This is a genomic window from Candidatus Eisenbacteria bacterium (assembly GCA_030017955.1).
Lineage (GTDB): Bacteria > Eisenbacteria > RBG-16-71-46 > JASEGR01 > JASEGR01 > JASEGR01.
This window is the reverse complement of the sequence record JASEGR010000001.1, coordinates 65204-78338: the sequence shown is the minus strand read 5'-3', so window position 1 is coordinate 78338 and position 13135 is coordinate 65204. Positions and strand designations below refer to the sequence as shown.

General features: G+C 51.8%; 13 protein-coding genes. All 13 read left to right on the top strand.

Features of this window, described 5'->3' with window-relative positions:
• Positions 1 to 421: glycosyltransferase (locus QME66_00305; GenBank protein MDI6807412.1), on the top strand; the 421-nt coding region annotated here is incomplete at its 5' end.
• Positions 422 to 507: 86 nt separating this feature from the next.
• Positions 508 to 1524, top strand: coding sequence for a GHMP kinase (locus QME66_00300; GenBank protein ID MDI6807411.1), 1017 nt, complete (start codon positions 508 to 510; stop codon positions 1522 to 1524).
• Positions 1525 to 1528: 4 nt separating this feature from the next.
• Positions 1529 to 2419, top strand: coding sequence for a class I SAM-dependent methyltransferase (locus QME66_00295; GenBank protein MDI6807410.1), 891 nt, complete (start codon positions 1529 to 1531; stop codon positions 2417 to 2419).
• 3 nt (positions 2420 to 2422) lie between these two features.
• Positions 2423 to 3532 carry a glycosyltransferase gene (locus QME66_00290; protein MDI6807409.1) on the top strand — a complete coding sequence of 370 codons (1110 nt, stop codon included), beginning with the start codon at positions 2423 to 2425 and terminating at the stop codon, positions 3530 to 3532.
• A complete protein-coding gene (locus QME66_00285) occupies positions 3529 to 5028 on the top strand; it encodes a hypothetical protein (GenBank protein MDI6807408.1) in 1500 nt (499 codons plus the stop codon). Before QME66_00290 ends, QME66_00285 begins: the two co-directional genes overlap by 4 nt.
• An 18-nt stretch (positions 5029 to 5046) precedes the next feature.
• The gene (locus tag QME66_00280; GenBank protein MDI6807407.1) at positions 5047 to 5733 is read left to right on the top strand and encodes a glycosyltransferase family 2 protein; all 687 of its coding nucleotides are present in this window, start codon (positions 5047 to 5049) and stop codon (positions 5731 to 5733) included.
• Positions 5734 to 6074: 341 nt separating this feature from the next.
• Positions 6075 to 7028 carry a glycosyltransferase family 2 protein gene (locus tag QME66_00275; GenBank protein MDI6807406.1) on the top strand — a complete coding sequence of 318 codons (954 nt, stop codon included), beginning with the start codon at positions 6075 to 6077 and terminating at the stop codon, positions 7026 to 7028.
• Positions 7029 to 7096: 68 nt separating this feature from the next.
• Entirely contained in the window at positions 7097 to 7861 is a 765-nt protein-coding gene (locus QME66_00270; GenBank protein MDI6807405.1) for a methyltransferase domain-containing protein, read from the top strand.
• A 36-nt stretch (positions 7862 to 7897) separates the two neighbouring features.
• Positions 7898 to 9010, top strand: a complete 1113-nt coding sequence (gene wecB, locus QME66_00265) for a UDP-N-acetylglucosamine 2-epimerase (non-hydrolyzing) (GenBank protein ID MDI6807404.1) — start codon at positions 7898 to 7900, stop codon at positions 9008 to 9010.
• A gap of 57 nt (positions 9011 to 9067) precedes the next feature.
• Positions 9068 to 10051, top strand: a complete 984-nt coding sequence (locus QME66_00260; GenBank protein MDI6807403.1) for an SDR family NAD(P)-dependent oxidoreductase — start codon at positions 9068 to 9070, stop codon at positions 10049 to 10051.
• Positions 10052 to 10092: 41 nt separating this feature from the next.
• Complete coding sequence (locus QME66_00255; GenBank protein MDI6807402.1) at positions 10093 to 10794, top strand: sugar phosphate nucleotidyltransferase; 702 nt, start codon at positions 10093 to 10095, stop codon at positions 10792 to 10794.
• A 91-nt stretch (positions 10795 to 10885) separates the two neighbouring features.
• Positions 10886 to 11989 (top strand): DegT/DnrJ/EryC1/StrS family aminotransferase, encoded by a 1104-nt coding sequence (locus QME66_00250; GenBank protein MDI6807401.1) that lies wholly within the window; start codon positions 10886 to 10888, stop codon positions 11987 to 11989.
• Between the two features lie 174 nt (positions 11990 to 12163).
• Positions 12164 to 13063: a glycosyltransferase family 2 protein gene (locus tag QME66_00245; protein MDI6807400.1), complete on the top strand. Its 900-nt coding sequence runs from the start codon at positions 12164 to 12166 to the stop codon at positions 13061 to 13063.
• Positions 13064 to 13135: the final 72 nt, after the last annotated feature.

Below are 13135 nucleotides of genomic sequence, written 5' to 3'. Positions count from 1 at the left end.
CGTCTATGGCGAGCTGCATCGATACGTTCCCGTGCTTGCCTACTGGGAGGGTTTCCGGATAGGGGAAGAAGCCGTCAGGCATCATCCGAGAAAGCATGGCGTTTCCAAGTTCGGGTATTCCCGTTTCCTTAACGGTTTCCTTGATCTCCTTTCCGTGATGTTCCTCAGGAAGAGCGAGAGAAGCCCTCTTCATCTCTTTGGGAGAATAGGCATTTTCTTTTTTCTCATCGGACTGCTGATCAATCTCTATTTTGGCATTGAATGGCTGAGGGGGGAACCTCTGAGAGTGAGACCGCTTCTGCTTTTTGGCGTGGGGTTGATCATCCTCGCGATTCAATTCATTTCGCTTGGACTTCTGGGCGAAATGATAGCCAGGCTCGGCGTGAAGAGAGCCTATCCTTCCCGGAAGGTAAAGGAATAGGTCAACGGTAAGCAGTGCTTCTGAGTAGCATGAAGGGTTCGATTCCGGAGATTGTTCTATTCTGTTTCTGACTAGGGGCTTGAAGCGTGGCAAGTAGAATTGTAAGAAGCAGGGCTCCTCTGAGGATTTCATTCTGCGGCGGGGGGACCGACGTTTCCCCTTATCCGGAGGAAAGGGGAGGGGCGGTTATCAGTGCGACGATCAACAAGTATGCCTTCTCGTCTCTTGTTGAAAGAAAGGATGAGAAGCTCACCATCACGTCTCTCGATTATGACGTTGTCGCAAAGTATTCAAAAGGCAAAAGCATGGCTGTCGATTCAGAACTCGGTCTGGTGAGAGCAGTCGCAGAAAGGATGAGTGCGGAATCCGGATTTGATCTCTTCATCCATACTGATGCTCCACCCGGCTCGGGACTCGGCTCTTCTTCAACAATGGTCGTTTCTCTCATCGGGACATTTGTGAACTGGTTGAAAACTCCTCTTACCGATTACGGGATTGCAGAGCTTGCGTACGAGATTGAGAGAGTTGGTCTTGGGATTGCCGGAGGGAGACAGGATCAGTACGCGGCAACTTTCGGAGGATTCAACTTCATTGAGTTTGGAAACGGCAAGACCGTTGTGAATTCGCTCAGGATGAAGCCGTCGGTCATTAACGAGCTAGAGTATGGTCTATTGCTCTGCTACACCGGCAAGACGCGGCTGTCGGCAAACATTGTTGCCAGGCAGACCAGGTCCTACATCGAACGGAAAGAGGAAGTAGTCCGTGCGCTTGATGCGATAAAACAGGATGCGATCGTCATGAAGGACTTGCTTCTCCTCGGAAAGCTCTCTGAGTTTGGCGAGCTTCTGCATCTCTCTTGGGGCAACAAGAAGAAACTCGACAAGGCCATTACTGACGAAAGCATAGACGAGCTCTACGATGTGGCAAGAAAGAACGGTGCGATCGGCGGCAAGATCCTTGGCGCCGGTGGAGGCGGATATCTGCTCCTTTTCTGTGACTTCGGCAAGAAGCACATTGTTGCAGAAAGGCTGGAGGAACTGGGCGGACAGATAGTCGAGTTTGGATTCGAGTTCAGAGGACTTGATACATGGGAGGTTGGGTGAGCCCTTGCCCGAGAGAACTTCTCTTTGTCCCCTTTGCAGCTCCGAAATCCTGAAGAATCTTCCCTTTGAATACCTCTATCTTTCTAAGAGGTTTCCCGCCGTCAAGTGCAGACGCTGCGGCGTCGCGTTTCTCTCCCGGAAGCCGAAGGAAGCAGAGCTCGAGATCATGTACGGAAAGTCTTATTTTGACGGCGACTTCAGATGTGGACATTCCGGAGAGTACTTTGGAAGTGAGATTCACATGAGAGCGGGGAACCTTGATACGCTCGGCAAGATAGAGGCTTCTCTCGGGAAGAAGGGAAAGATAATTGAGATCGGCTGCGCCGGAGGCTACTTCCTCAAGACTGCAATGGGCGAGGGATGGGAAGTCTTCGGAGTTGAGCCTTCTCCCGAAGCATCCAGATTCGCGTGCGAGGAGCTTGGACTGCCCGTCCACAAAGGAACTCTTTCGAGCGCCGGCCTTCCCGATGAAAGCTTTGATGCTGCTTTCCTGGGGGATGTCATCGAACACGTTGAATTCCCGCTCGACGATCTCCGCGAAGTGAGGCGAATTCTAAGACCTGGCGGCATATTGGCGGTCGCTGTCCCCACGTCGTTGGATACGCTCTCGAGAAGACTGGGGATGCTTGGCTACTCAATATCCAGGAGAAAGAAGACTCTCTTCTCGCCCCCGTACCACCTGATTGAATTCACGCCACGGACACTTGCCCTCTTCGTTGAAGCAGCCGGATTCAAAGTCAGGCGAACAATCGTCACGAAGATGCCTGCCAATCCAAGAAAATTCTCCGGTCCTGAAAAAGTATTGTTTACCTTGCTTGAGACATTGAACTCTTCTCTTACGCGACTGACCGGAATGTGGGGTGACAGAGTCTTTCTCCTGGGAGTGAGAGAGTAACAATTGAAAATAGCCATCATCGGTCCGGCTTTTCCTTTGAGGGGCGGCATAGCGCAGTATCTTGCCGTTCTCCACAGGGAGCTTGCAAAGAATCACGCCGTCGTGTTCATTTCATTCAGGAGGCAATATCCGCGGTTCCTCTTTCCCGGGACGAGCCAGCTTGAGCCGGGGAAGCCCAAGATAAAAGTGGATTCCTGCCGGATCATAGATTCTCTTAATCCCTTCACATGGATCAGAGCTTTCAGGATTGTCCATCGGGAAAAGGCGGACCTCCTTATTTTCAAATGGTGGACTCCGTTTTTTGGGCTCTGCTTCGGGACTATCTCTCTCTTGTCCAGACGATTCACGGGCTCGAGAGTCATCTTCATCTGCGATAACGCCATGCCTCACGAAAGAAGGCCCGGGGATAAAATTCTCACAAGATTTGCATTTTCGCAGGTGGACCGTTTCCTTGTGATGTCCGGTTTCGTAAAGAATGAACTGCTCAAGTTGAAACCACGCGCAGAAGTAAGAGAAGTCTTCCATCCTGACTATTCGTTCTTCGCAGCCGAGGCGGTTGACAGAGTGGCTGCGAGGCGTGAAGTTCAGGTTTCCGGAAACGTGATCCTCTTCTTTGGCTACGTGAGGCCGTACAAGGGGCTTGAGTTTCTCATTGAGGCCATGCCGCTCATACTCAGAGAGATTGACGCCACGCTGCTTGTCGTCGGCGACTTCTATGAGCCCGTCGAGAAGTACACGTCGATTGTGAAGAAGCTTGGAATTGGGGAGAAAGTGAAGATAATGTCAGGCTACATCCCTGACGACAAGGTTGGGCGGTATTTCAGCGCCGCGGATGTGGTTGTTCTTCCCTATACGTCGGGGACCCAGAGCGGCGTGGTCCAGGTTGCCTATGCGTTTGAGGTGCCTGCCGTAAGCACGAAGGTCGGGGGAGTTCCGGAGGCGATCAGTGACGGAGAAACAGGCCTCTTGGTTCCGCCAGGCGACAGTAACGCAATTGCAGAGGCTGTCATCAGGTTCTTCAAGGATGATCTTGGCCCTTCAATGAGAGAGAATATTCGTGCACACAGGGAAAAGTTCTCCTGGGCGAAGGTAGTGGAGGCAATAGAGAATTGAAAAACCTGGTCTTCATATTCCTCTTCTTTCTCTTCTTCTACGTACTCACATCCGGCGGTCACATCGTAAGCAGCGACGGGAACACGATGTTTCTTCTTACGAAGAGCATTGTCGAGCACGGAACCGTATCCGTTCCGTACGGGAATGCTTTTCCCGGAAAGGACGGAAGACTCTATACGAAGGCCGGCATAGGGCAGGCAATCCTTTCCATTCCTCTCTTCCTGGTTGGTAAGCTGGCCTCTGCTTTTGCACCTCCGGGAGCCGCTGAGTTTGTGCAAAAATTCTTCGTCTCGCTTCTTGCGGCTTTCTTCACGGCCGGGGCGTGCTTGATTCTGTTTCTCTTTGGCAGGGCTCTGGGATTCAATGGGCGAACGTCATTCATCGTGGCCTGTGGATACGGAATTTCGACTTTTGCATGGCCCTACGCAAAGTACTACACGGCAGAATCAATTCTGAGTTTCTTCTTCCTGAGCCTCTTCTACTTTCTCTACCGCGGAAGAAATGAGAGGAGATCGCTCTTTGTTTTTCTTGCCGGCATTTCGGGTTTCTTTCTCATCCTGGTGAAATCCGCTACGGTCGTTCTCCTGGTGCCTGCGTCAATATTTATGCTTGGGCCTGAGTTGCGAAAGAAATCGGCAAGCTTTTTCATTCCGGTCGCAGCCGGATTTGGAGCAATGCTTCTCTACAACTATGCAAGGTTCGGCTCGCCGTTCCAGAGCGGCTACATGAATGAGGGGACGCCCGCCGGCTTCTCGACCCCTATCCTTGTCGGATTGTACGGTCTCCTTTTGAGCTCCGGGAAAAGCGTTTTTCTCTATGCGCCAATACTCATTCTTTCTGTTTGTGGACTCGGACTTTTCCTGAGAAGAGAGAGATCACTCGCGATTCTTCTTACTGTGACCTTTGTGCTCAATCTTCTTCTCTACGCGAAGTTCAGGGCGTGGGCAGGGGACGGCAGCTGGGGACCAAGATACCTTCTTCCTCTCCTCGGGCCGATGTTGCTTCCGCTTCTCATGGTTCTCGAAGAAGGTCTTCCTGGAAAATCGCCTTCTTTAACCAGAGTCCTCTACAAAACGCTTTTTGTCATCGGCATCTTTGTCCAGATAGGCGGCGCGACAATCTACTATGGCTCGTACCTCAGGGAAATCGGTGAATATCCGTACACCAGGGAGTTCACGGACCCAAGGTTTCTTGCCGATTCGCACTTCAACCCAAGATTTTCCCCAGTAGCCGGGCATTGGGAGATGCTCAGGAAGAACGCCGGTTCAATCCTGAATGGGACGGAGAAGGAACTGTCTCTGAGCGCTTTGAGCCAGGAGGGCGGAAGAATCCCGCTTGGTGATGAAGAGAAAGAAAGTCTGATGGGAGGAATAGACTACTGGTTCTACTACTCGACGAGATTTGGTGTTCCCGGAAGTCTCAATCTTGCTCTGTTCGTCGTCATTTCTCTTCTCACGATATCGGCTTTCTATTTTGCCCGGAGGGGCCTCGGCTAAACGGGAAGGAGAAGGAGTCTGAAACTCTCGGTAATCATACCGGTTTACAACGAAGAGAGCACCATTGGGGAAGTGGTCGAGAGAGTCTCCAGGGTCCCGCTTGAAAAGGAGATGATAGTCATTGATGACGGCTCAACTGACAGGACCCAGGAAGTGCTGGCCAGGGAAAAGGAAAAGCTTGGCGGCGTTCTTCTTGTCCATGCCTCAAGAGTCAATTTCGGCAAGGGGGCGGCTATCAGAGTCGGACTCTCTTATGTCACCGGAGACATCGTGATAATCCAGGACGCAGATCTTGAGCTTGACCCGGAGGAGTACGAAAAGCTTCTTGAACCCATCATTTCGGGAAAAGAAGAAGTTGTCTATGGTTCAAGATTCTTGCGGAAGGTGGAGGGACTTCCATTTAGGAGCAAGATTGCAAATATCGTGCTCACGACCGCTGCAAACCTGCTCTACAGGTGCAATATAACGGATGAAGCGACTGCTTATAAGGTTTTCAGGACTGATGTCATAAAAAGCATAGAACTCAAGTGCAGGAGATTCGAATTCTGTCCCGAGGTGACTGCAAAACTCAGAAAGAGAGGGCACAGGATATTCGAAGTGCCCATCGGTTACCATCCCAGGACAACGAACGAAGGGAAAAAAGTAAGGTGGATCGACGGCGTGATCGCACTCTACACCCTTCTCAAATACAGGTTCGTCAACTGAGAATTCGGGGGAGCCGAACTGAGTCGGCTCCTCGGCACGGGGTCGGCTGCGTGGCAGTGTCGGAGGTGGCCGCATAGATGGCGCGTGGAATCGTGATGGCGAATGAGCCTTTGCTGGCTCCGCTCCGGGATGACCCATCTATGGCTCGCCAGGCGGGGAATCCTTACCCCTCCCAGCCTCTAAAGGGCTGGGTATCCCCACCTTGCTTGCCAAGATGGATTCCCCATCCCTCCCGCGTAAGCCAGCTCACGGCTCATCGCCACCACGCTCTTCCGTGCCGAGCAACCGGTCCCCGTGGGCCGCTAGCTGGGCCGAAGATATCGAGCGAATAGGACCTAATGGTGCCAAAACCGAGTGTGATTGCGATTGTTGTGACCTGGAACGGGAGGAGAGACACGCTCGAATGTCTCGAATCCCTCCGGCAGTCGAACTATCCGAGACTCCAGGTTATACTTGTCGACAATGGCTCGACGGACGGCACGCCGGATGCGGCCAGAGAATCCTACCCGGAGACCATCGTAATCAAGAACAATGAAAACCTCCTTTTCAGCAAGGGGGTCAATATCGGGCTTTCCTGCGGCTGCGAGATGGGCGGCGATTATTTTTTCCTCATCAACAGCGACGCGACGGTTCATACGGATTGTGTGCCAAATCTTGTCGATTCACTGGAGCGCGAACATGACACCGGGCTCTCCGGCCCGAAGATATTCTACGCCGGAACGAGAACGATATGGTCGGCAGGCGGGAGAGTTAGGCTTTGGGCAGGGATGACTTCACATATCGGGATAAGGCAGGCGGACTCCCAAAAGTACTCCCGGAAGGCTTTCGTTGATTACCTGACGGCATGCGCGCTTATGATCAGGAGGGAAGTCATCGGGAAGGTCGGAATGCTCGACGACAGGTATTCTATTTATGGAGAGGATGCTGATTTTTCACTCAGGGCAAGAGAAGCCGGATACACGCTCCTCTTCGTTCCGGAAGCAATCGCATGGCACAAAGTCTCATCGAGCTCGGGCGGCGGTCTAACCCCATTCAAAGCATACAATAGGGGAAAGAGCGGGATTTTCCTTTTCAGAAAATACGCGAAGTGGTACCACTTCCTAACAGCGCCTGTCTTTGGGCTTCTGGGACTTGTTGCCTTCTCATTGAAAAATCTTACTCCGGGAAATGCCAGAAATGTGCATGCTCTATGGAAAGGGGTCTTTTCTGGAATCCGTGCTGCCCTGAAACCCGGCCATGGCTTGAAAGAAGATCATGAAACCTGCCACTGGTGGAGCAGCCGAAATAGGTTCTGACCCTTGCCTGCATTCTCCGGGTGTATCCCGCAAGGGAGAGTTCACTTGGACGTCTCGGAAACCTGCACATGGATGAACATTTGTTCGTTGACGAAGTGCTGAATGACCTTCCGGCAGGAAGTCTTGTGCTTGACGCCGGATGCGGCGGCGGGAGTTTCAACTATGGGCTCTTCCCGCATCTCAGGATAGTCGGCGTGGACATACGAAGGAAAAACTGGAATCCGGGAGCGTCCTCAAATGTCAGCTTTGTTCTATCGGACCTGGTTTCTTTCCCGCTCAAGGATTCTGTCTTCGATTTTGTCGTTTGCCAGTATGTGCTTGAGCACATCGGTGATTTCTCCGGAACGATCGACAATCTCGTCTCATCAATCAAACCGGGCGGGAGGCTCTATCTTTCGTTTCCAAACTCCGCGTCTTTTGACGACAGGTTCTACCGCTTCGCAGGATTCTTCGCGAAATATGGAATGTTCAAATTCAGGAAGAGACTAGAGCATGTGCAGAAGCTTGACTTTCAAGGAGTCGTGAGAGAGTTCTATAGGAGAGGGCTCAGGCTTATTTCATTTGCCGAGGCGCCGTCGGGTTTCAGTTGGATGAATGATCCCAGGATCGTGCGGTTTCAGAAGGGTTTCATCAGCACTCTTTCGATCCTGAAACGGGCAGGGATAGACCTTGTGAGCAGAAGCAACTATCTAATGTTTTTCCAGAAGACAGGCGGGAGCGGGCTACGTCTTGTCTTTCATGTGTGCAGGTCATGCGGCAGGCACATCACGGAAGAAGCAAAAGACAAAATCTGGATTTGCCCGTTTTGTAAAGTGGAGAATCTCAAACTCTGACTGAACTATGCCGGGAATAAATCGCCGCAACGTTAGATGAGTTTCGGGAAGTCCGCAGGGGAGGGTGTACAGCTGAAAGGGAAAAAGAAAGTAGTCTCGATTGTAGGCGCGAGGCCTCAATTCATAAAGTGCGCTCAGCTCTGGAGACTCCTTCGGGAACATTTTGAGGAAGTGCTCGTTCACACCGGTCAGCACTATGATGACGCGATGTCGAGAGTCTTCTTCGAAGAGCTGGAGATACCGGAACCTGCGTACAATCTCGAGGTCGGGTCCGGTTCACATGGTTTCCAGACCGGCGAAATGCTGAAAAGAATTGAGCAGGTGCTCATTGACGAATCTCCGGCGCTCTCGATTGTCTACGGAGACACCAACTCGACTCTTGCGGGCGCACTCGCTTCATCCAAGATGGGAATAGACGTGGCCCACGTTGAGGCAGGCCTCAGAAGTTACGAGAAGAAGATGCCTGAAGAGATAAACCGCTGCCTGACGGACCATGTATCGGCGCTCTTGTTCTGTCCCACTGAAACGGCGGTTCAAAACCTGCACAAGGAAGGAATCTGGAGTGGAGTCCACTTCACCGGAGACGTAATGCTTGAAACTCTCGGGGAGAGGATCGTTGAGGCCGAAAAGAGAAGTGAAATTCTCTCTTCACTAAGTCTCTCAAAAAAAGGATACTTCTTGCTGACAGTGCACAGGGCGGAAAATACGGATGATCCGGAGAGGGTGCTCAAGATTCTCAATATGGCCGGAAAACTCGGGCGACCGGTCGTTTTTCCGGTTCACCCGAGGACAAGAAAGGTTATCAGCGGGATTTCCTTTTCGGCAAGCCCGCAGCTCAGGATGATTGATCCGGTGTCTTATCTGGACATGCTGGTCCTTGAGAAAAATGCTGCTGTGGTCCTGACAGATTCAGGTGGTGTACAGAAAGAGGCTTACTTTTTTGAAGTGCCGGTAGTTACACTGAGAAACAGGACTGAATGGGTTGAGACGCTCGAGGGTGGATGGAACACGCTCTGCGATGTTGATGAGGAAGAGATTGTCGATACTGTAAGGAGGGGTCTCCCCGGGACTCCGAGAAGACCCGAGCTTTTCGGAGTTGGGAGCGCAACAGGGAGAATAGTCAAGATTATCGGTGAGTTCCTAGGATAGGAACGGGGTTTCTTCCTCGACTCCAATCTTCCGAAGGAAAGAAGAGGAGGAGCTTTCATGAAACTCTCAGGAAAGAGAATACTTCTCACTGGCGGCGGCGGCTTCATTGGAAGCCATCTTGCTGAGAAACTTGTCAAAGAAGGAGCCAAAGTCAGAGTCTTCCTGAGATACACTTCAAGAGGCGAGAGGGGTTTTCTGTCGGATTCCGGGCTCGAAGACAGGGTTGAGATTATCCATGGAGATCTCAAGGACAGTGACGCAGTCAAGAAAGCCATGGACAAGACGGATGTTGTTTTTCACCTGGCCGCGCTCATCGCAATTCCTTACTCGTACAAGCATCCCCTGGATGTCGTCGAGACCAATGTGGTCGGGACTCTCAACGTGCTTAATGCCGCAAAAGAAGTCGGAGTCGAAAAGATTGTTCACACTTCGACAAGTGAAGTCTATGGCTCGGCCCTCTATGTTCCAATTGACGAGAAACACCCGCTCCAAGGCCAATCGCCCTATTCGGCCAGCAAGATAGGAGCCGACAAGCTTGCCGAGAGCTTCCATCTTTCGTTTGGCCTTCCGGTCGCGACAATAAGGCCTTTCAACTGCTATGGACCAAGACAATCGATGCGCGCAGTCGTGCCTACCATCATCACCCAGGCCTTGAAAGGAATCGAGGTGAAGGCCGGCTCCCTTCATCCTACGAGAGACTTCACCTTTGTCGCGGACACTGTTGATGCCTTTCTTAGAATCGCAGAGGATGAGAGGTCCGTCGGAGAGGTAATGAACATTGGGACTGGGACTGGAATCTCGGTCGGAGAACTGGTGAAGAAGATAGGGGAACTCGTCGGAAAGGAGCTTGTCGTCACGGAGGCGAAGGAAAGGGTCAGGCCCGAGAGAAGTGAGGTCCAGCGGCTCGTCGCCGATTCAAGCAAGGCAAGGGAATTGCTTGGTTGGGAACCGAAAGTCTCGCTGGATAAAGGTCTCAAGGAAACCATCAAATGGTTTTCCGAGAACATGGGCCGGTTCAGACCCTGGGAATACGTTGTGTAAGGGAGCTTTGGCGAGTTGACCGAGATCGAGCGAGGTGATTCGTGAAAACTATTGTGCTTGCAGGGGGCAAGGGAACCAGGCTTCTTCCACTCACAACGGTTCTTCCCAAGCCGCTTCTCCCGGTTGGTGACTATCCGATCCTGGAAATAGTCATAAGGCAGCTCAAGAAGCAGGGATTCACCAAAATCACTCTTGCGGTCGGCTATCTGTCCCATCTCTTTGAAGCTTACTTCGGGGATGGAAGCAAGTGGGGTGTTGAGCTTGAGTATTCAGTTGAGAGAGAGTCCCTTGGGACAGCCGGTCCAATTTTGCTTGTCAAGGACCTCAGTTCAACATTTCTTGTGATGAATGGGGACCTTCTCACAACGCTCGATTTCAACAGGGTCGTCGAGTATCACAAGAAGAAAGATGCTGTTCTTACAATTGCCCTTCAGGAGAGGTCTCATCAAATCAACCTCGGATATGTTGAGCGCGACGGGAAGTACAACATTACAGGATACATTGAGAAACCAGTTCATCGCTACGAGGTTGGCATGGGTATCTACGTTTTTGAGCCCGAGGCCCTGAGCTATATCAAGAAGGGGGAGAAGGCTGATTTCCCTGAGCTTGTCTTGAGATTGATCGGAGATGGCAAGAAGGTGGTTGGCTACCCGTGCAGCGATTTCTGGCTGGACATAGGAAGACACGAAGAATACGAGAAGGCCCAGAATGAGTTTGAAAAACTCAAACACCTCTTCTTCTAGATCGACTCAGAAACCGCGGCGCCGTAGCCCAGGTTCCCGTGACCCAATTCACCCGCGCCGGCGGCCACACAGTCGAGGCCCCGCCAACCCAATTCCTCTTGCCTGCCCTTCCGTTGGGAAGGAAGAGGTGGAAGCCCTCAAGAACGTCATTGCTTCCGGATGGTTGAGCCAGGGCGAGCAGGTGGAGAAGTTCGAGAGGAAGTTTGCCGCTTACGTGGGGGTTGAACACGCTGTTGCCTTCATGAACGGCACAGTCGCCCTTCACTCAATCCTTCTTGCGCTCGGGATCGGCCGCGGAGATGAAGTAATCGTCCCATCGCTCACATTTTTCTCGACTGCCACTTCCGTTATCCATGCAGGCGGGACGCCCGTCTTCGCTGAAGTCGATCCGGAGAGCTTCAACCTGGACCCATCGGATGTCGAGAGGAAGATCACCAAGAAAACAAAGGCCGTGATGCCGGTACACTATGGGGGACAACCGGCTGATATGAAGGAGATACTCGAAATAGCCGGATTGCGAAATCTTCTTGTCATTGAGGATGCAGCCCAGGCGCATGGAGCTTCCTATAAAGGGAAGAAGGCCGGTTCTTTTGGAGATGCGGCGATGTTCAGTTTCACTCCGACAAAGAACATCACGGCAGGTGAAGGCGGTATGGTCACTACCGGCGATGGCTCGCTTGCAGCCAAGCTCAGACTTCTGAGAAATCACGGACAGGAGAAGCAGTACCATCATGTCGTTGTCGGTTACAACTACAGGATGACCGAGCTCCAGGCAGCGGTAGGAATCGAGCAGCTTAAGAAGCTTGATTCAATCAACAAGAAGAAGAATGTAAACGCCAGGTATCTCAGTGAGAAGCTGTCAAAGTTTAGCGGAATCGTGCCGCCCGCAATCAAGAATGACAGGACGCATCCCTTCACGCTCTATACCTTGAAGATCGAAGAAGCTCTGACCGGTTTCTCGCGCACGGAGCTGGCGGAATGGCTTGGGAAAAAAGGCATCTCTTCAAAAGTCTACTTTCCTCCGGTCCACCTTCAGCCTGCACTGAGATATCTCGGATACGGGCCCGACTCTCTGCCGATAACAGAAGGACTCGCTGCGAAGATATTGTCGCTTCCATGTCATCCTTCGCTGAAAAGAGAAGATCTCGAATTCATTGTATCCAGCGTCGAGGCGCTCTGGAAAAGCAAGAGATGATTTCCATGCTCCGGCCAATTCGGGCGTCCACCTTGACCACCGATAGAAGTAATGCTTTTGGAATCCAAGAGATGAGTTCCTCGCCCCAGCTGACTCCGGGATCCGCCTCGACCGCCGACGGACACCGCTGTCAGCATCACGAAGAAATAACCTTTTTGCCCGAGGCTCCTTCCCATGAAAAGTGTTCCACTTAGGACATCGGTCGTTATACCTACCAGGAACAGGCCCGAAGAACTCAAAAGGTGCTTGGCGTCGATTGCGAAGCAGACCAGGCTGCCCGACGAGGCAATCGTTGTTGACTCGTCGGATGGCGCGCCATTCGAGCAGGAGCTCAAGACAGACTTTCCAGATCCTGGATTCCGCCTCGTGTTCCTGAGAAGCAAGCCCGGGCTTTCCCTTCAGAAGAGGGTCGGGATAGAAAAAGCCACTGGAGATGTGATTTTCTTCTTCGATGATGATGTAGTCCTCGAAGACGGCTTCATTTTGAGTCTGCTCGGCGTCTTTGAGCAGGATGAAAGAGGCGAGATAGCGGGGGGAATGGGGACAATAACAAACCTTCCTCCGAGAAGAAGAGGACTCAGGAGCCTTTTGAGGAAAGCATTCTTTCTCCCTGATTTCGGCAGCGGCAAGTTCAAGAGGTCAGGCTTCCCGACATTCGTTCACGACAGAAAAGTCAGGCAAGAAGTCGAATGCCTTTCCGGCGGACTCACTGCATACAGAAGAAAAGTTCTCGATGAAATCAGACCCGACGAGGATCTTGCCAGGGGGAGCTACATGGAAGACGATGACCTCTCGTACAGAATCTCGAGAAAGTACAAACTCGTATATGAGCCCTACGCAAGACTTGCCCATCTTCCTTCAAAGAGGGAAAGGCCGGACAATCGCGAGGCAAAAAAGACCCTTGTCATCAATCACCACTACCTGTTCAAGAAGAATTTCCCTCAGGACTCTGTAAGCAAGTTGGCGCATTCGATATCGATTCTTGGCCTAATACTGGACCAGATCCTCGCCGGAAGCCCGAGAGGAACAGTTGGTGTTATCGAAGGAATACTTCAAGTAATCTGCAGGAGATGACTCCGCAACACTATTGTCCAGACTCTGAGGTCACCTTTTTTCCTGGGTGAACGATTTTTGACCTTGTGTTAT